The sequence below is a fragment of the Peribacillus sp. YIM B13472 genome (genome assembly GCF_042788005.1).
GTDB classification, from domain to species: Bacteria; Bacillota; Bacilli; order Bacillales; family DSM-1321; genus Peribacillus; species Peribacillus simplex_E.
In genome coordinates, this window is sequence record NZ_JBHZPG010000045.1 from 1 (window position 1) to 20,624 (window position 20,624).

At 38.3% G+C, this 20,624-nt stretch carries 14 protein-coding genes; 4 read left to right on the forward strand and 10 right to left on the reverse strand.

What is annotated here, in order from left to right; all coding sequences use genetic code 11:
* Positions 1-540 precede the first annotated feature (540 nt).
* Together ACFX4I_RS23590 and ACFX4I_RS23595 are read right to left on the reverse strand one after the other, a co-directional pair.
* Positions 541-1,788 carry a helix-turn-helix domain-containing protein gene (locus ACFX4I_RS23590; protein ID WP_377423413.1) on the reverse strand — a complete coding sequence of 416 codons (1,248 nt, stop codon included), beginning with the start codon at positions 1,786-1,788 and terminating at the stop codon, positions 541-543.
* A 302-nt stretch (positions 1,789-2,090) separates the two neighbouring features.
* Positions 2,091-6,173, reverse strand: coding sequence for a S8 family serine peptidase (locus ACFX4I_RS23595; protein WP_377423415.1), 4,083 nt, complete (start codon positions 6,171-6,173; stop codon positions 2,091-2,093).
* A gap of 1,354 nt (positions 6,174-7,527) precedes the next feature.
* Between ACFX4I_RS23595 and ACFX4I_RS23600 the strand changes: the two genes are divergently transcribed.
* Complete coding sequence (locus tag ACFX4I_RS23600) at positions 7,528-8,082, forward strand: hypothetical protein (RefSeq protein WP_377423459.1); 555 nt, start codon at positions 7,528-7,530, stop codon at positions 8,080-8,082.
* Positions 8,083-8,657: 575 nt separating this feature from the next.
* Here ACFX4I_RS23600 and ACFX4I_RS23605 read toward each other — a convergent pair.
* The 3 genes from ACFX4I_RS23605 to proC are packed head-to-tail and all read right to left on the reverse strand — an operon-like array spanning position 8,658 to position 11,952.
* Positions 8,658-9,923 carry a glutamate-5-semialdehyde dehydrogenase gene (locus ACFX4I_RS23605; RefSeq protein ID WP_230303177.1) on the reverse strand — a complete coding sequence of 422 codons (1,266 nt, stop codon included), beginning with the start codon at positions 9,921-9,923 and terminating at the stop codon, positions 8,658-8,660.
* Between the two features lie 21 nt (positions 9,924-9,944).
* Positions 9,945-11,060, reverse strand: coding sequence for a glutamate 5-kinase (gene proB, locus ACFX4I_RS23610; protein WP_230303176.1), 1,116 nt, complete (start codon positions 11,058-11,060; stop codon positions 9,945-9,947).
* Positions 11,061-11,109: 49 nt separating this feature from the next.
* Positions 11,110-11,952 carry a pyrroline-5-carboxylate reductase gene (gene proC, locus ACFX4I_RS23615; protein ID WP_230303175.1) on the reverse strand — a complete coding sequence of 281 codons (843 nt, stop codon included), beginning with the start codon at positions 11,950-11,952 and terminating at the stop codon, positions 11,110-11,112.
* Positions 11,953-12,365: 413 nt separating this feature from the next.
* Between proC and ACFX4I_RS23620 the strand changes: the two genes are divergently transcribed.
* A complete protein-coding gene (locus tag ACFX4I_RS23620) occupies positions 12,366-12,671 on the forward strand; it encodes a universal stress protein (RefSeq protein ID WP_377423419.1) in 306 nt (101 codons plus the stop codon).
* Between the two features lie 278 nt (positions 12,672-12,949).
* Here ACFX4I_RS23620 and ACFX4I_RS23625 read toward each other — a convergent pair whose 3' ends face one another.
* The gene (locus tag ACFX4I_RS23625) at positions 12,950-13,357 is read right to left on the reverse strand and encodes an Lrp/AsnC family transcriptional regulator (protein WP_309519513.1); all 408 of its coding nucleotides are present in this window, start codon (positions 13,355-13,357) and stop codon (positions 12,950-12,952) included.
* A 134-nt stretch (positions 13,358-13,491) separates the two neighbouring features.
* Between ACFX4I_RS23625 and ACFX4I_RS23630 the strand changes: the two genes are divergently transcribed.
* Complete coding sequence (locus ACFX4I_RS23630) at positions 13,492-14,256, forward strand: MBL fold metallo-hydrolase (protein WP_377423421.1); 765 nt, start codon at positions 13,492-13,494, stop codon at positions 14,254-14,256.
* Positions 14,257-14,427: 171 nt separating this feature from the next.
* Positions 14,428-15,738, forward strand: a complete 1,311-nt coding sequence (locus ACFX4I_RS23635; RefSeq protein WP_377423423.1) for an MFS transporter — start codon at positions 14,428-14,430, stop codon at positions 15,736-15,738.
* Positions 15,739-16,512: 774 nt separating this feature from the next.
* On the opposite strand, the gene ACFX4I_RS23640 is transcribed toward ACFX4I_RS23635, so the two are convergent.
* The 4 genes from ACFX4I_RS23640 to ACFX4I_RS23655 all read right to left on the reverse strand — a co-directional run bounded on the left by ACFX4I_RS23640 (position 16,513) and on the right by ACFX4I_RS23655 (position 20,578).
* Positions 16,513-17,070: a cysteine hydrolase family protein gene (locus ACFX4I_RS23640; protein WP_214812534.1), complete on the reverse strand. Its 558-nt coding sequence runs from the start codon at positions 17,068-17,070 to the stop codon at positions 16,513-16,515.
* A 326-nt stretch (positions 17,071-17,396) separates the two neighbouring features.
* Positions 17,397-17,894, reverse strand: coding sequence for a PTS sugar transporter subunit IIA (locus ACFX4I_RS23645; protein ID WP_054397421.1), 498 nt, complete (start codon positions 17,892-17,894; stop codon positions 17,397-17,399).
* Positions 17,895-18,114: 220 nt separating this feature from the next.
* Entirely contained in the window at positions 18,115-19,089 is a 975-nt protein-coding gene (locus ACFX4I_RS23650; RefSeq protein ID WP_377423425.1) for a carbohydrate kinase family protein, read from the reverse strand.
* Positions 19,090-19,105: 16 nt separating this feature from the next.
* Positions 19,106-20,578 carry a sucrose-6-phosphate hydrolase gene (locus ACFX4I_RS23655; protein WP_377423428.1) on the reverse strand — a complete coding sequence of 491 codons (1,473 nt, stop codon included), beginning with the start codon at positions 20,576-20,578 and terminating at the stop codon, positions 19,106-19,108.
* Positions 20,579-20,624: the final 46 nt, after the last annotated feature.

Sequence of the window (20,624 nt, forward strand, 5' to 3'; positions counted from 1 at the left end):
ACTTAAAAAATTGTCGATGCAGGCGATGCTTACTTTCGCTGCCATTAATTTAAAGAAGATGGCCAATTGGACATGGCAAGGTCCAAAAATGGCCTAACATAGTGGGCTCGTAGAGCCCCAATCTCTTAACTTTAGGCGAAAATTCAAAGAGAATTTCAAAAGGGGTTCGGAATTTTTTAATTCCGAACCCCTTTTGTCTACAAACTGAGCGATTCTTATTAAAGAAACGCGCCCTTTTATTGAATATCACTATTTATCTTTTAATTATCTAATACAAAGTATCTATATAATAAATGGAATTCAGTTGTTTGACTAAATATCACTAGGTAAGGTAGCCGAATTGTTGATAGTTCATCATACTTTAAGTTGATGGACTTATCAGCTTTACATATTTTCTATTCGATATATTTCAAGTAAACTTTTAATTGCTTTTCCAATTTTAATTCTTCTTTGATTGACTATTTTTTCACGCTGACTTTCAGCTTCAATCCAATCTATGCAGCATTAACATCTGCATAGAGTATCTTTTTTTATCAAGACTTATTCATGATCATAGTAGCTCTTTCTGCCTTGTATGTAAGAATTGGCAAGGTCCAATGCTTTTTGAACGGAACCAATTCGGTTATAGAAGTGGAAGAGTTTTTTTTCGTAGTGTTCAATTAACATGGTGAAGCCCATATTTTTAAAAAAAGGAAGGGCTGTAGTCTCAATAAAATGATAGTAATCGTCTTCTTCATGATTAAGCTGATAAAGGTGTAATTCAAAAAAAATCCAGTTATACGATTTTGTTGATTTTGCTATTCTAAGGCCTTTATGTGCTAATTCCAATAAAATCTCGTTTGAAAGTAGTTTTCCTTTATAACAAGTATTAATATAACCGTCTAATGCAGTTAAATAATGAGGAACCTTTTCATCCATTAGTTCCATGGCTTCTTTGTATAGTTCGGATGCTTCTTTGTATTTTTTTCTTCTGTAAAGTTCAAATGCAAGATTATTAAGGAGCTTTGATTTACGGTCTATTTCATTAATGGTATCACAGGTTCGTATTAATTGTTCGTAACGTTCTTTCGTCTCTTCAAAATCATGAAGCTCCTTTGCATTTAATTGTAATAACATGATTGTCTCTGTATCAATTATTCGGATGACATTTAACGTTTTTTGAAAATAGTCAAGAACTTTCTCTGCATAATAATACGATATTATATTAAAATGAATAAGGTGATAGGCTAGTGCCAAATGGTAATAATATTCAAATTGATTATATTGACTTTGATCAATTGATGTTAAAATTTGAATACAATCTCGATACTGTCCGTTGTAAAAATAATACATACCTAGAACATGTTTTAACATATTGCGGTATTGCGGAGAAAAAGATGATTCATTTTTTTGCAGGTTTTGAATAATTAATAATGCTGTTTCTAACTGATAATTAGATAAATAATACCTTGCAGAGAGTAATTGATAGAAAACTTGAAAATCTGGCAAATGAATCAGTGTTTCTTTTTCGATTTCTTCTTTTAAAATTTCTGATTCTTTGCTTTGTTGCATAACGAACGTGTTGTGCCATAACTTTAGTTTCTGTTGAAGATTATGATACCGCACAAATTCATCATCAAGACAGATATTCAATCTTTGGGATAATAAGTGAGTAATTTCCCCTGAATATTCTGTTATCTCTCGTTCAATCTTACTAAGATGTGTAGCAGAACAAATTCCTTCACAAAGCTGCCCCTGAGTCAACCCCGCTTTTTCACGATAAAACTTGATAAGTTTCCCCTCAATCATAGCTTCACCTCTAGGTTGTAATTTTATCTAGTATATATAGAAAAAAAATGAATATATAATCTATATATTCTAGTAAAATTAAGAAAAGCGCAAGACTACTTTAATACCCTCCCTCTATTTATTAGCTTTTTCAATATCCACTCTTTGTTTCCCTTTTTTACGAATTCCCAATCTACCTCAATATTTTATTCTGAAGAAAATTGGAATACTCTCTTTCTTTAAAAATACTTTTAGAAAAATTTAATACTTTCTTTAAAAGTTAAAACACGATGAAGCTAAGCTTTCATCGTGTTTTTTAATATTTATGGCTGTATTCCCAACTCAACTAAAATTGATTCTAATGTCTTACCTTTATACTTCTTCTTTGGTTTTGGAGCATTATCAACATGCTCATTTTGCTTGAGATAGTTTGTTTGAACATATTTCATATCTTTAGCATCAACTATTCCATCAAAGGTGATATCCGCTGCACGCTTCTTTGTTTTCCATGCATTTTGAATTTCAATCGCATCTAGAACATCAATGACATTGTCTTGGTTTACATCACCTGCAGTAATATCAAGGGCAGGTATCCAGCGATTTTGACCGTATAACTCACCATTGTGCTCAAAACCTATACCAGAATTTAGTTTTTCTTTCGTGACAAAGTGGCCTGGGACTTTCATTTCTATCGTGAAGGCATTTGTGCTTAACGGCAGCTTGTTGAATACATATTGTCCATTTTCTTCTACCGTTGATGTCGCATCGAACTCATTTCCTTCTGAATCAAAGATTTTCACTGTACCGCCAACCTTGCTCCAATCCCTTTTCTCTGTAACAGTACCATCTTCATTTTCAAATCCTTGCGGAGAGACATAACCTCTAGCCATTGAGAATTGCGGATTAACCTTCCAACTATAACCAGCTTTTAACACACTGCTTGTCTGATTATTAGCATTCATTACGCTCACAGTCGGATTAATCGCTGCTCCAAGGGTATATTGATCATCCTGAACCTTTAACGTAACCTCAACGACTTTTGCATGGTCTAATGCTTTACTCTCTTCATTAAATTGGACAGTAACGACCTTGTCTTTAATCGTTAAAGAGGCTTTGTCCGAGAATTTGCTGTGAAGCTTGGCATCAACTAACTCTACGCTATCTAAACCTCTATCAAAGTCTCCGTCACCATTAAAGTTCCATTCCGCCTTTGACACTGCGTTTAGGTTATCTAATGATAGCGTTGCTTTTACCGTATCGCCTGTTTTCACCTCATACTTTTCGCCAATAGCATACGCGGCAGGTGTACCTTCTTTTACAAAGTAATATTGCTTTGTTGCGGGTTTGTTTCCTGCCATATCATATCCATTCATGCGGAATTGAAGTGCTGGGATGGATTCATCCAGGGCGATTTCTTCGACAAACTTTCCTTCTTTATCCATTGGAATTGGCGTAGAAGGGAAACCACCTTGACCCCAGTAATACACCATCGAGTTCGATGATTGATCGATATTTACGCCCAATTTCTTTAGTTCGTCAATGGTTGGATCTGTGATTTGAATTTCGAATGGATATGTTTCTTGACCTGGCTTATATTCAATAAATGGAGACCTTCCATCAAGTGAACTTTTGAAGCTCGGTGCATCGAGATCGATGAGCAAATGCTGCGTTTCAGTTGTAACCTTCCCGGAAGTACCTGTACCAATGAATTTCAACTTGTAATGTCCCGGTTTTTTCACATAACTTGCTTCTTCCGAAATGGGCTGTTTTGAGTTTCCTGTAAACTCATAATAAGCTCCATTAAATGCATATAATCCATAATCTACATTGTCATAAGCGTAATCTAAATTTATTGTTCCGACCAACCCGAGGTCCTTTCCTGTTTTGCCATCTTGAAGAACGACATCCATTTTTTCCATTGGTGCACGAAGGTTAAAATCAGCAAATACAAATGGAGTACGCATAGGATCCCATGCCACTTGGTTTAAATGGCTTGGGGAATAGGCAGGATTCAATAGTCCAACCTTATTAAACCCATCTTCCATTGTTCGGAAGCTGAAAGGAATCCGATACTGCTCTGATGAATTTGCATTGTTTGTTAATGTAATATAGCCCTCGTAAATTCCATCCTTTGCTTTCTTAGGGATAAGCAAACGTGGTGTTACTTTTTTGAAGTCTTCACTTTTTACAGAAATTTTGCTTGGAATATCCAGCTTCACTCCATTTTCCTTCAAGCTGTTTGAACCATTCGATTCAGTTACAGATACACTGAAAGTTTTGTTTACTTTATCATGGTTTTCAATAGTGATTGATTTTTTTAGATTTAGTTTTTTATCTGCATAGTGAACGTCAAAGCTGAGTCCGCCCGTCAATTCTTTTACCTTGATTAATTCCTCAGCACCTGGAACAAATGTTTTATCGTTAATTTTGAAGCTTGTTCCACTATACACAGCTTGGTATGGATCAACTCTTCCTGCTCCAACTTCAAATACACTATAGTCTCCGTTGAGAGGATCTGCCGTATTCATTAGAACAGCTTTAATATCTTCCGGCTCTAATTGCGGATTCGCTTGAAGCATGAGTGCTGCAATCCCCGCTGTATGAGGAGTAGCCATAGATGTTCCAGAATATCTTGAATATGCATATTGATAGTTTTCTTGATGTTCAGCGTCCACCATATAAGAAGGGATTGTTGAGAGAACACTTACTCCCGGTGCCGTCACTTCTGGCTTCATATCGTATGTTTCTCTTGCCGGGCCTCTTGAGCTAAATTCCGCTAAGTGGTCACCTTCTGTCTGTTTATCCGCGTATTTGGAGAAAGTAAAATACGCTTCACCTGCTTGAATCTGTGCTTTAATGCTTTCTCCCGCTTCTTTTGTTAAAGAAAATGACGGCACAAAGTCAACGGACTCTCCAAGATTGGCATTAATTTGCCCTTCCACATTGTTATAAAGAAGAACGGCGGCTGCTCCATTTTGTTTTGCATTGCTGACCTTTTCCGCTAAGGCGAATTCTCCGCGTTCCACAAGTGCAATTTTCCCTTTTACATCCTTGCCGGAATAATCAGAGCCATTTCCTAAACCGACATTCACTACCTCATAGGATTTCCCTTCCCATTCCTTTAAATGGTCTGAATAGTGGCGTGCCAAACTAACAAGTTCGATCGAATCTTTATTTCCGATTTTTCCATTGAAAGTAGAAACCGCCATCGGTACATCACTCGCCCCGACTGTCAAAGCAAGTGCTGCTGAGCCAGGTGAACCTAATGTATAATCATCTGATCCTGCATTTCCAGCTGCTACAACTGCTGTTACATCATTAAGGACAGCATAGTTAATGGCAGTACTGGTTGGATCATAAGGATCATTGATGTCCGATCCGAGGGAAAGGTTGATAACATCCATGCCATCGTTTACAGCTTTTTCTATACCTGCAATGACCCCTTCAGATGATCCTGATCCATATGGTCCAAGAACACGATAAGCATATAAATCCACATCAGGAGCCACACCTTTCACAGAAACCTCTGCATTCGTTCCTTGTCCAGCAATGGTACCTGCAACATGTGTTCCATGGGAAGTATAATAGGAAGAACCGGACCAGCTAAATTCTGGTTGCCCCGACGCTTGCCAATCCTTGTACGTTGCCTCCATTGGATCATTATCTTGATCAACTAAATCGTAACCGCCCTTATATGCATCCTTCAAATCAGGGTGGTTGTAATCAATCCCTGTATCAAGAACCCCAACTTTGATTCCTTTTCCTGTAATACCTTCATTGTGCAGCTGGTCAATTTTTAAATATGGAATACTTTCAACGGATGTACCAGGGGCTGATTTCTCTCCCATGGCGATCGGATCGACCTTAAATTCTACATTTTTATATACTGCTTTTACGACTTCGGATTGTAAAAGCTGCTCTACCTGATTAGCTGGCATCTTCATAGCTACCCCGTTATAAACGGTCTTAAAGGTAGAAGTGATTTTATGACCTGTTTTCTTGCTTCTCAGATTAGTAGATGGAAGAATCGATTGAATGTCTTTATTAAACTGAGCATGTTCCTTTTCTACTTGATCATCCGCTTGTTTTTTAGAAAGCTCCTTTCCTTTTACATTCGCATCCAAGACTGCAACTTTCCCCGGCTTTGATTTAAACTGGACAATGACCGAGATTTCTTTATCCTTTTTTAACTCTTCCATTTTAAATCCTTGCAATCCGACATTATCCGTCATTTCAAGTTGATTTAATGCTTTTCGTTGTTCACTTGTCAACGAAGCTAAGACGTCTTCTGCCTTTATGTTCGCTGCATTTGCATAAGGAATGAAAGGCGTGTTTGCTGATGATAGCAGCAAGCCAGCTGACAGCGTAATCACCGCTGTTCGTTTAATGAATGAATGAATTTTCATATGTTCCCTACTTTCTTAGTTATATAGAAGATTTCCCGAAAAAATATCCCTTTCCAAAAATTTAAAATATTCATACAATAATATTAATTGTCTTTCTATCGGATAGCTATTGGGTTAATTTTACAGCCCTTTCCACCTACTTTCTCTTTAAAATGTTCTAAAAAATCATTATTTTTGCGAAAATTAGTGAAAAAGACTTAAATTCATTTTTATAAATTGGGGTTTTCTTTAGTAAAATAAGAAAATATGAATTCCATTGAGAGAGTCGAGGAGGGGAAGGTCTATACTAATTTGGATATTTTAGGGAATAAACCTTTTTGCTGCAACTTAAGAGGTGACATATACTGTGACATAAAAAAAGACAGTTTTACCGTCTAAAAGCTTGAACTAGTTTTCTTAGTAAATACAAAAATAATATTACAAAAAGAGAAGATAGAATTAATCCTGGAATACCTATATTACTCAACAAATACACACCGCCCCATTAATATCATTAACCGGATTTTAGATGTTTTAACAAAAATGGTCAATAATCACAGTTCGAATAAGCTACGCTTCTAGAACTATCCTGCCCCTATAGTCGAAGAAGGGCATTTTTTTCTTCAATTTGAAAGTATGATTATGATAAGGGGCGTACATTCAAAAGGTTACCAATTAAACATACGTTAAGGAAAATACTGTAGCAAACAACGAGTATTGTCTGTAAATCCATACGAATAACGATTATTAAACTGCTATTTTGGTGATTTGTTTTTGGTTTTTCTTCTTATGGTTATAGAAAATCTTTAGAAACCCACCTTACGAACTACATCTTAAACTTCACCTAAAACGAGGGTATATGGTGAAAAATATCTTTAGCGTATAAAAAACCTGCTTTTTCATTCCAAAAAATGTCTTAGCGTATGTTTTCCGCGAAATGTTGGCGGTACGCCTTTATTGATTTTATTGTAATCCCTGCGGTTGATCCCCAAGCCTATAGGGTTTTGAGTGTGCCAGACATCACACGAGTAGCACTATTTAATGGTCAAACCATTTACCTAATTCCAAATATAGGAAAATGTATTCTTGTATGGGAATAATAGAAATTGTAGGCTTATGGAGAATCATCCTCTGACACATTTCGTATAAACGGCTGGAGAGCGAAGCGGGAAGGAGAAAGAAATATGTAATAAAAGCGGAATTCAGCATTGGTTTACAAGCCGGTATCGGCTGTTCCATCAAGATTGATTTTACGCAGGGGCTGTCAAGATCGGTTCGCATTTTCCGGCCAAAGTATCTAAATTTTAATAATATGGGAGTGAAGAGATTGCGAGTAAAACCTTGTCTTTCCTTAATATGTTGTCTTTTCGTTGCGATGGGATTTACACCAGTATCGAAGGCCGCGACGTATGCAGAAAAAGATTATAAGATTAAAACGTTCGACTATTTAACTGTGGATGGAAAAGATGTGGGTTCCCAGGCCCAAGTGAATACCAAATCCAACAAAGAAATAAAAGTAACCATGGTTCTGCCTAAACAGAATAAAGAGGGCGATTGGTTGGCGTATGGATTTACGAGCAGGGAATCATTTAAGGCATTTATCGAAAAAGATAAACAGAGACTTCAAAACAAAGTCAATATCATGGGCAGCGGTTCTTGTTGTACCGATTTCTATGAGTCTAAAAATAAAGGTGGGAATTATATTTATTGGAGAGACGGGTTTAAAAACTTGCCTTCAAGCTGGAATGACAGAATTTCCTCCTTAAGTACGGCGTCACCTTCTTCAAGCTATTCGACGACGCTGTGGGAGCATACTTCATCTCAAGGGTATGGCAGAGGAGTCTCCTTTAGACACTCCGATTGGTATGGTAAAACAGCTAATATGGCTTCGGATTGGGACAACAAGGCTTCGGCGATCGAAATCAAGTAACGAGAGATTGCCAATGACCAGGTGAAGGAGTTTCAAAATCACTATTCTCTCATTGATTTAGAGGAATGGGAGAATAGTGTTTTTTTGTAAGTTTCGTCGCAACTGCCACCCGGGCACAAGCCGTCGTAAAGCGGTAATTTGCCGGGCTTATGCAGGTGCTAAGGAAGCGTATATCTAGAACCCTATTTCAACTTGATGAAAAAGTGTTGTTAGGACCCCGATAAGGGAATTCCACCCTAAAAAGTCGATCTCTTCTACGTTAAGGAATCGACTTTTTTTACTTCTTCTTAATGAACTAACGCACCCTTTAGTTTAAGTACGATGTTTCACAAACTTACTTGTTAATCGAACAAGAAGAAAGACAATGCCTTGTTAAAGCATCGCCCCCCGTAGTTTAAGTAGTCTATATACAGCTTTAAAATCATATCCCGAATCGGCTAAAACGTGCTCAATGTTCAAATAAGGATACTGTTATGCCTTAAAGCAAAGGATTTTTGGAAATTTTCTTCTGATTTCCGCAAAAAAAAGACCACCCTCACTAAAAAGGATGATCGCTCCTGTTGAAAATAGACTTCTTACCTAATCTGCCCATTCCCACTCATCATATATTTAATCGTTGTCAGTGCAGGCAATCCCATCGGTCCACGCGCGTGAAGCTTTTGGGTTGAGATGCCGATTTCTGCCCCAAAGCCGAGTGCTCCTCCATCTGTAAATCTAGTGGAAGCATTGTGGTATACTGCGGCTGCATCCACTAATTGCATGAATCGCTTAGCCGTATCATCGTTTTCTGTAATGATAGCCTCTGAATGCTTTGTGCCGTACTGATCAATATGCTCAATGGCTTCATCTAGACTGTTGACCGTTTTAACTGCAAGATCTAAGCTTAAATATTCGTTGGCCCAATCTTCTTCGTTTGCAGGGATTACATTCAGCAAGGCTGCAGCTGCTTCTTGATCACCATGAACCGTAATGCCATATTCCTTTAACGTTTCTGCAAGGATTTCTTTATTTTCACGCAGCCAATCTTTATGAACGATAAGTGTTTCCGCTGCATTGCATACAGCTGGACGATCTGTCTTGGCATTGATAATTATGTTTAAAGCTTTTTCTGCCTCAGCTTCTTTATCAAAATAGATGTGGCAATTTCCTACACCTGTTTCAAGGACCGGAACCGTCGCATTTTCTACAACCGCCTTGATTAAAGAAGCACCGCCTCTAGGAATCAAAACGTCGATATGCTCCTTCATGGTAAATAACTGCTGAGTTGTCGCACGGTCTGTTGAAGCAATGAATTGCACGGCTTCTTTAGGTATCTTTGTTTTTTCAAGGGCGCGGTGCATAACTTCAACAATCATTTTGTTGGATGAAAGCGCGGATGATCCTCCTTTCAGCACAATTGCATTACCTGATTTCAATGCAAGTCCTGCCGCATCTGCCGTTACATTTGGACGTGCTTCGTAAATCATTCCGATGACACCAAGGGGAACGCGTACCTCTTGCACTTTCAAACCATTTTCAAGCGTCCAGTCGGATAGAACATCACCCGTTGGATCCGGAAGCCCAGCAACCTGGCGCAGACCCTCTGCAAAGTCACTGACTCTTTCTTGAGTTAGTGCAAGACGATCCGTATACGCCTGGTCAAACCCTTTTTCTCTTCCTTTTTTCAAGTCTTCTTTATTTGCGTCCAAAATGATTCCATATTCTTTTTCTAATTCATTCGCTACAATTCTAAGTGCATCATTTTTTTCCTCAGTTGTCAGCATGCTTAATATTTTCGCTGCTTTTTTCGCTGTGATTGCCTGTTCTTCCACCGTCATTGGTATAAGCGGTGCAATACTCATCAAAACACCTCCTGTAAGTTTTTAGCTTGGCACCTTCATTGAGAAATCGAGAGAACATACAAACGTCTCTTGATCAATAGCTGCCGCCGTTTCGTTTTTAGTTTCTTGTGTCAGCTGTTCAGTTGAATAGTTGATTCTGCCGAGACCGAATTCTTCTCCCTCTTCGTCAAGGATGGTCACAACGGCCCCATCGTTAAATCTTCCGTTCACTTCCTGAATATCGATTGGATATATATTCCCCTGCTGATCAATTATGGCTGTTTTCGCTTTTTGAGAAATGATGATTTTGCCCTCCGGACCTGAATGAAACGCAATCCATTGCTTTTTCTTATCAAGGTTAAAGGCATTCGGCTTCGGCTCAAAATACGTACCTCTGGCAGTACCCTTCACTGCGTCCATCAGGATATCCCTTGTGCTTGATTTCCCTAAAAAGGACTGAATGCCGGATGCCATTGCAATTTTAAAGGCTGCAATTTTTGATTTCATGCCGCCTGTACCGACTGGGCTTCCTGTTCCCCCAGCTGCTGCTTCAATTTCAGGTGTGATGGCATCTACTTTTTTAAGCAATTTCGCATCTGGATTATTGTTCGGATTGTCATTAAAAAGTCCGTCAATATCAGATAAAATAATTAGGAAATCAGCACCAATCAGCGCGGCCACCTTAGCAGACAGCGTATCATTGTCTCCAAATTTCAATCGATCGACTGTGACTGTATCATTTTCATTTACAATCGGAATAATTCCGCGTTCCAATAAGACATTCATCGTATTTTTCATATTGCCATAGCGTGTTTCATCGGAAAAATCACTTCTTGTAATTAACAGCTGTGAAGCGACGTATCCGTGAGATAAAAAGAGTTCTGAGTAAGATTCCATTAATAGACCCTGTCCGATGGAAGCTGCTGCCTGCTTTTCAGGTAAGGCAGATGGCCGCTTGATGCACCCTAACTTGCGATAGCCCGCTGCTACTGCTCCAGAAGAAACTAAAACCGTTTCATATCCGGCATCCTTCAGCTCTACAATCTGATCCGCCAGCTTCTCAAGTTTTCTGCGGCTGAGCTCGCCATGCATGCTGGTCAGTGAGCTGCTTCCAATCTTAATAACAACTCTCTTTATCTGTTTCTTTTCTTTGAACATCCTATCCCTCCTGATTTTTCTCTTTTAAACCTACATTCTTACACTCTGATTAAGACGTCACCAATGCTACTGCCATCTCTTCATTCAGCTCTTTCGAACGTTTCGCCGCATGATGAATCGCCTGTGAAATGGCTCTGCCGCCATTATTTTTCCGTAAAGCATCAAGTCCGGATGCTGTCGTTCCATTTGGTGAAGTGACTTTCTCTCTGAGACTTGCCGGTGCTTCGTCGTTCACCATAATCATCTTGGCTGCGCCTAAAATCGTTTGGGCGACAATCTCACGGACCATCACTTCATCCATACCCTTTTCAACGCCAGCGTGTTCCATATGCTCCATTAAATAATAGAAGTAAGCAGGTCCGCTTCCTGCAATTCCTGTAAAAATATCCATTTGCTCTTCTTCAATTAAGAACACTTTTCCCATACAACCAAGCAGTTCTTTCACTGCTATCACATTGTCCATCGCTGTATGTCTTCCCGGACATAACGCAGTTGCCGACTCCCGGATCATGCTCGACGTATTCGGCATCAACCGCACAACCTGCTGTCCAAGCTGTAGATGATTTTCCATGAATTCAGTGGAAATGCCCGCTAATACAGAAATCACAACTTGATCCACTCTTATTTTATCTTTGAGTGCATCGAGAGCATCTGCTGCTCCCTGGGGCTTCATTGCCAAAATAAAGAAATCAACTTTTTCATATGGCAATGCATCCTGATGGACCGCATGAACTCCATACACGTGATTCATTTCCTCGAGTCGTAATTGATTGCTGCGATTTGTCACATAAATTCTCTCTGCTGGTATGCTCCCAACCTGAACAATTCCTGAAATCATCGACTCTGCCATCGAACCGGCTCCTAAAAATGCAACAGTTTTATCTCTCAACATTATGACCCCCTAAAAGTTCATTGTTCGTATTTCCGTTCGTATTTTTCAACCTTTTTATCGTAACATGCTGAGATTTAGATTCAAGGGAAGAGAGGACATTCACAAGGAAAAGGCCGAGATAGTGAAAGGAAGCGTTATCATTTGGTGCTTACATGCCTGTCAGGTCATTTAATCAGGGATAATCGGCTGTAATCGGGGTATTTGCGGATATTTTAGGAAGAAAAACGAAATAAAACAATGCATGTCGTTACAGGTTTTGTCCGCTTTTTTTAATAAAAATGCAATGAAATACTATACCGTTCTATATGTTTTGTGGTCAAATTTTCACTTAAATAAAAAAAATAAGGGACGGCTGAACAAACTGTCCCTTAATTAATTATACGTATCATTTCAAATCGATTTCTTCATTTATAATGCGCCATTGTTTTGCTTGCTTGATATACATCCTTCATTCTTCTGGAAAAGAAGAATTAGAACTTTCTCGTAGAAAGAAACTCCTACCTGCTGAAGAACAATTAAAATTAAATAATATATCCTATGGAATAAAAATGCTGTACGGTGAACCTGGTTCTTCAATCGTTTATTATGCAAATAAAGAACAATTTGATTTAGTTATCATAGGTAACAGAGGATTAAATTCACTTCAAGAAATGGTATTAGATAGTGTGAGCCATAAGGTGGTTAACCGTGTTAAATGTCCTGTCCTTGTAGTGAAATAATATCTAAGAGCCATAGTAATAAGTACAGTTCGACCAAATAGGTCGGACTGTTTTTATCACTCTAATCAATATTCTTATAGAGCTATCCTGCCCCTTTAATTGCATAAAGAAAAAGCTACCTTAAAGACAGCTCCGATCTTCAGCTAACGCACCCGTTAGTTTAAGTACAATCCTTCACAAACTACTTTGGAATAAGAAAAAGAGGTGCAATTGCTACCTCCATTGTTCAAATCAACTTCCTATAGTTTAAGTACAAATCCCTCATTTTTATTAATGTTTTATTTATTAATAACAATAGATAATTTATAGTTTGCATACTTGTTTAACTCTAATAAAAATTGATTTAACGCTTCATTACTTGGAAACCTGCACTCCAAAAGATAACAGCCATCTCCACTGATTTTATAATTATTGATGACATACCCCTCCTTTGTTTGGATAAATGAGAGATAAGGTTGATGGTGTGTACCTTCTATATAGATATTGATGAAGGCATACGTATAGCACCCTAATTTCGCTTGATTTACTTTAATGCTATACCCCTCAATGACCCCATTGTCCTTTAACTTCTCCACTCTAGCTGCAGCTGCCGGTCCTGTTAAGTGAACTCTCTCCCCTAATTCTTTCATCGTAATTCGGCTATTGCTACATAACTCCTCTATAATTCGCTTATCTGTTTGATCCATCTGAACGTCAACTCCTTTCAAAATTAAAGTCAAACGGCTAAAACACTTTATTTTATCTGTGTATTTGAATGCTGCTCATATTATACACTTAACACTGTTAGGAAACACACATGAAAAGAAATGGAGTTGTAAAGATGAAGATTACACAAATTCGAAATGCAACGATAGTTGTAGAATATGCAAATAAAAAGTTTTTAATTGATCCTATGTTAGCAGAGAAAGGTACGTACCCATCTTTCCCTGGTACGATTAGGCAAGATCAAAACAATCCTTCAGGGAGTTTACCAACCTCTGTTGACGATATTATTAGTGGTGTTGATGCAGTCATTGTGACTCACTTACATTTAGACCATTTTGACGAGGCAGCGCAAAGACTATTACCAAAAGATATTAAAATGTTCGTTCAAAATGAAGAAGATGCAAAGGAAGTCAAAAATACCGGGTTCCAAAATGTAGAGGTATTAACAAAGGACACTGTCTTTGAAGGCATCCAATTAGTTAAAACAAGAGGCGAGCATGGAAGAGGAAAAGAACTATTAAAGCGTATGGGGGAAGTATGTGGCGTTGTCTTTAAACATCCAAGTGAAATAACATTGTACGTAGCTGGTGATACAGTCTGGTATGAAGGTGTACAGGAAGAATTGGATATCCATAAACCAGATATTATTGTTGTCAATGGCGGAGATAATCAATTGATAGAGTATGGTTCTCTCATTATGGGAAAAGAAGACATCTATGAAGTACACAAGGCGGCTCCTAATGCTAAGGTTATTTCTGTTCATATGGAAGCTGTTAACCATTGGACACTATCTAGAGAAGAATTAAAAAACTTTAGTAATGAAAAAGGATTCTCAAATAATATTTTAGTACCAGAAGATGGTGAATCCTACAAATTTTAATATGAACACCGACAAATAGTGTCACGTTCCTATTTAAAAATAAAAAATAGAAGAAGCTCATAATTATCGAAAATTTAATTATGAGCTTCTTCTAATGACGATATGAAATGTTCCAAGATGACAAAACAAACATGAAAAGCTACAAGGATATTTCGTTAGGAGGTAGGGTTCATGACAATGTCAGCAAAAGATACAAATGCCTCAACACACCAGCCTATATGGTTGCAAGAATATATTGATTCACCAGAAAGACAAATACAGCTTTATAAAAAAACATTAAGAATTTTGATTCTTTCACAAATCTTTGGGGGAGCAGGACTTGGAGCCGGTATAACAGTAGGAGCGCTTCTTGCACAAGACATGCTAGGGACTGAAAATGCGGCAGGAATTCCAACTGCCCTATTTACTTTAGGTTCTGCAGGAGCTGCCCTACTTATAGGCCGGTCTTCACAACGTTTTGGCCGTAGAGCAGGACTTGCAGGTGGTTTCCTTGCAGGTGGGTTAGGTGCTATTGGTGTTATAATTGCAGCTTTAACCAATAGCATCCCACTTTTATTTATTTCTCTTTTTATTTATGGAGCTGGTACGGCGTCTAATCTACAAGCGCGATATGCAGGGACAGACCTTGCAACAAATAAACAAAGGGCAACTGCTGCAAGCATGGCCATGGTTTCCACTACCTTGGGTGCTGTAGTTGGTCCTAACTTGGTCAATAGAATGGGAGAATTTGCGGATTCAATTGGTGTTCCAACCTTGGCTGGCCCCTTTATCTTGTCAGCAGCTGCTTTTATCATTGCCGGATTATTTCTCTTAATTTTTCTTCGTCCAGACCCTTTGGTTGTGTCTACAGCTATTGCGAATGCTAAGAAAAAAGACGATACCGCACAGACGGGGACAAATTTAAAGAATGCTACCATAAACAAAAAGGGTGTTGTTGTAGGGGCTGTAATTATGATTTTGACTCAATTTGTCATGGCAGCCATTATGACAATGACACCAATTCATATGGGACATCATGGTCATGGTTTGGGAGAAGTAGGATTAGTTATAGGTTTCCATATAGCAGCTATGTACCTTCCTTCACCATTGACAGGTATACTGGTAGATAAGCTTGGCCGTATTACTATGGCTGTTGCTTCTGGTGCTACACTCCTAGCCTCTGGATTGGTGGCAGCTTTTGCACCGGTAGGTTCAATGCCACTTCTTACCCTGGCGTTAGTACTACTAGGTTTGGGCTGGAACTTTGGTTTAATAAGTGGGACTGCTCTCATTATAGATTCAACACACCCATCTGTGCGTGCAAAAACACAAGGATCAGTCGACGTCCTTTTTGCACTGTCAGGAGCAGCTGGTGGGGGGGTATCGGGAATGGTAGTCGCTCATTCTAGTTTTGCAGCATTATCACTTTCTGGAGCCATTCTGTCACTAGTGCTTATTCCTGTAGTTGTTTGGTCTCGGAAAAGTCCAAGCAAAGAGCTATGATAGAAAAGTTTTTATTAATACTTTATTTCTTGAATAGTTAGACTAATGTAGATATATCCCTATATAGTAAATTACAATTAAAATCTAATTAACAAGGCAGCTTTCAGCAAGAAATTGAAAGCTGCCTTTATTCATATAGGAAGGTAACTGGTGGATTTGAGTCAATTTCTGTTTAGTATATTTTGCATCAACAATCGGGAATAAAGTCATATAAAAGTTAAGGCATAACCTATCCACCATTTTAAATTATAAAATTAAAGGAAAAATATGTTATAATTAAATGGTTAATAAAAGGATAAATACATCAGGCTGTTCAGGACAATCTTCAGCTAACGCACCGTTCATTAGGAATAAAATCTCATTCTCCTGTTAAAATCTCTATAAAAATAAAGGTAAAAACAAGAGCTAACAAAGAAAGTAAAACTCTATTAAATAAATGAATAGGCCTTAGACGTTCTTTTAGCTTAAAGTATCCATTTAACACGACGATTAGTATAGCAAAATGAATAATTATTGCTATTAAATCAGTGTAAGTAAATGGCTTGCTTATGTAACTATCTGAGTAAAACCCTGTTAGGATTATTACAGTAAATAGAATAAATTGGATTCCAAAATATAGCTTCAGGACTCTCTCATTCTACCAAGAGGTTATTTTTTTGTTCAAACTTCAATTTCACTGATTACAGGAATGCTGCCCCGTTAATTCCGTAAGAAAAAAGATTGCCGCAGCAACCTCCCTTTTTGAAGTAAAAGCACCCTGTTAGTTTAACAAACTTAAAATACTTCATTTATTAATTGTTCTGTTGTAAGTATAGTAGCGAACTCGTCATTTAAGGTAGCTAAAGAAATATTATGTATAGTCTCGGCATCATAATATTTATCATTTTGGTCTTTTATGCCAAATGCTGCAGTCGCATCTGAAATAAGGTATGTATTAAAACCTAAATTCCCACTCATTCTTGTGGTCGTAGACACACAGTGGGGAGTAGTCAAACCTGTTATTACTACTGTTGTAATATCATTTAATTTTAGGAACTCGTCTAATTTTGTACCGATAAAACTACTATTTACTTTCTTTGTTATAATTACTTCTTCTCCAAGAGGCTCAACCAATTCTTTTATAGCGAATCCTTCATTCTTTGGATGGAATACAGAACTAGGGTTATCGGACATGTGTTGAATATGTATTACTTGCCAGCCCTTTTCCCTCCATAATGTTAATATCTTTCTAATGTTTTCTTCTGCACTTAGATTGTTTCGCTCTCCCCATTTTTTATCCTCAAAGGCTTTTTGTACATCTACTATAATTAAAGCATTTTTTCCTTTATCCATGATAATCCCCCCCTATTTTTTTCTTTAACATTTACTTCATTTAATATTCAGAATCTAATTGGTACAACTTTATTGTTATTGAGCTAACCTGCCCCTATAGTTCATTAAGCAAAAAGGTCACCTAATGGCAGCCCCGGAAAACTGCAGTAATAATATACGTGCAAAATAGCACTTAAAATAAGTGCAAATTATCACCTAAAGTAACACAATTCCGTTAAGATGATACCAACTTAGTTAAAATAAAAACACCCCATTTCTGGGGTGGACATCTCTTGGTCATATGTTCTTTAGTTCTTTAACGAGTTTCTTTTATTTTACTCATTCCCCTATTTTAAGGTAACTACCAGAACGGTCGTTTTACCGGCTACAGATTGTCCACTATAGTGATACTCTAAATGTGTCACAATGTCTCCATTGGTAATGATCATCGGTGTAATAGTACTTGATGCTTTTTCCTTTACCAGTTCAAGGCTGTAGGTGACCAATATGTCTCCTGCTTTAACCTGGTCACCTTCTGCCACACAAACGGAAAACCCTTCTCCTTTCATGTTAACCGTGTCCAATCCAATATGAATCAATATTTCCAGCCCTTCTGCCGTTTCCAATGCAATGGCATGCTTCGTCGGGAAGACATTGATGACTTTTGCATCAGCCGGCGCCACTACCTTCCCTTCGATAGGAAAGAAAGCAATACCATCTCCCATCATTTTCTGTGAAAAAACTGGATCCGGTACATCTTCAAGCTTTAAAATTTCTCCTTCAATTGGCGATACTAATTTTATTTCCGAAATTTTTGTTTTTTTTCCAAATAAGTTTTTTAACAAGGTAATACCTCCAATTATTTTTAATATTCTGGCTGAACAGCAAATTTCTTAAGCAATCACTTTTTTGATTTGTTCTTTTAGCTGGTCTGATTTCGGGCCAAAAATTGCCTAGATGTTATTTCCTACCTCCAAAATGCCAGCAGCTCCAAGGCCTTTTAATCGGTCCTTATCAACTTAGCAAGCCAATCGATCGGTACTTTTCCGTTTAGGACAGGCGCCATTATTGATCGATTTGCTGCAGTTGATAAATCGCTTCTTTGGCCGGAATTGAAGAGATTGCTCCTTTTCCAGTCGTAGTAAGAGCGCCACTAGCGTTTGCAAAGCTTAGGATTTCTTGGTGATGAAGTTCAAGAACTTCTTCCAGATTTCCTTGCCGAACGTCTTTTTCTAATAACTGATACAGCAAGCCTCCGATAAATGCATCCCCAGCCCCTGTTGTATCCTGTACGCCGACGCGATACCCGGTTGATTCGTATTTTTTACCCCTTACATATAATTCGGCACCTTGAGCTCCTTTTGTATAAATTACTGCTTTAACAGCACCAGTAAATAACGAAGAAACTGCTTTTTCTTTGTCAGTAATCCCGGTAATAAACTCAAGCTCTTCATCAGATATTTTCACAATATGAACCATTGGAACAAACTCTAAAATCGTTTTCCGGCATTCTTCAGGATCAGTCCAAAGCGGAAGGCGGACATTTGGGTCAAAGCTGATGATTCCGCCTTTTGCTTTTACAGAAGTAATGGCTTTCACATGCGCATGCTTCATAGGACTTTCCACTAAATCGACTGAACAGAAGTGGAGGAGGTCGCCGTTTGCAAACCAGCTATCGTTAATTTCAGTCTCATGAAGCAGCAAATCTGCAGAAGGATTGCGGTAGAAAGAGAAATCACGTTCACCATTTTCAAGCAAAGATACAAAAGCAAGGCCTGTGTTGGCTTCATTCGTTCTCGTAATTTTATCTATTTTTACGCCGGCTTGCTGCAATTGTTCTAAAAGAAAGTCCCCAAATGAATCCATTCCGAGCTTAGTAATTAGCGATGCATTGCCGCCATTTCTGGCAACTGATACAGCAACATTCGCTGGAGCGCCTCCTGGAGCACGCTCGAATTCCATTACATCTTTTAGTGCGATTCCTTTTTGAAGGGGGATAAAATCAATTAATACTTCACCGATTGCATATAAATTTCTCATACCTTACCTCTCGCTTTCATACATAACTCCATTTTTTTGCTTGAAAAGTGGTGCTTCCAGATAATGCAAAGAAACGAATTTCATTTCTGTTTTCACGAGGGAAGATCCGGCTCGTGAATACTTCTTCACCGTCATTGATGAAAATCTCAACAGAAGAGGTATCTACAAATAAATGAAATTTAATTTTTTTGGTATTCACAAAGCATTTTCGGATTGTTCCATAAGCTTCTCCAACGGTTTCACCTGAAGAAGAGCGGTCAAGAATGACTTTTTTCTCTACAGTATCATATTTAATGACCGTTTTTTCATCATCACCGGCCCTGAATTCAATACCAAATTCAACGGCATCGGTGTTTTCAAATTCACATACCATTTCATAGGATACTCCTTTGAATTCTTCATACATGTTCTTGGTGTTCTTCAAAACACCTTTTACTTCAGTTTCCTGCCTGCGTAGCGCTTGAAGTTCCTGCACTGGCCGCTGAATCAGTTTGCCGTTTCGAACAGATAATTCTCTTGGCAGTGTTAAACAATGCGCCCAGCCATTTTTGTCTGTGGGTAGGTCAATTTCAGGCAAGCCCATCCATCCGACAAGGATACGCCTTCCGTCAGGATTAACCATTGTTTGCGGCGCATAAAAATCAAAGCCTCTGTCAAGCTCCTGAAAAGAGCCATGTGATAATGAGTGGGTTATTGTATCTAGCTTGCTGCCAATAACATAACCGGATTGATAAATATTGTGGTAAAGGTCTCCCTTGGGCTCCAAACCTTGTGGAGAAAACATCAGTACACCATAGTTTTGCAGTTCAAAATAATCTGGACATTCCCACATATATCCAAAAGTTCCAAGGTCAGTTTGTAACTCTCCTTCAAATGTCCAGTTTACTAGATTGGAGGAACGATAAAGGACGACACATCCTGATTTGTCTTTCCGCTGTGCACCGATTACTGCATAAAAGGTATCATTTTCTCTCCAAACTTTCGGGTCGCGGAAATGATTAGTATATCCTTCTGGTACGTCCCGAATGAATGGATGGGTCAATTTTTCAATTTGGCCCGTTTTCTCCATGATGGCGATACATTGATAGGGATGTCTTTGCCAATTCTCATCACGGGTGTTGCCGGTATAAAATAAATATAGTTTTCCTTCATATTCAATAGCACTTCCGGAATAGGCTCCATGGCTGTCATAATAATCATCCGGTGCGATCCCGATGCCGGCATTTTCCCAAGAAACGAGATCTTTTGATTTCGTATGATACCAATACTTCAACCCATGTACAGGACCCAGTGGAAACCATTGGTAGAATAAATGGTACTCGCCATGATAAAAAGAGAAGCCATTAGGGTCATTAAGTAGGCCGGATAAAGGCTGTATATGAAAGGTTTGTCGCCATGTGCATTCATTTACTCTTGTTTGCAAATTTTGTAGCTCTACCTGATTAACATCTTCAACGCGGCGATAACGCTGTTCTTTTGTCCATCCCATGTGATCAGACTCCTTTAAAAAATCAGAGGGCTGTTCCTTGTTTCGA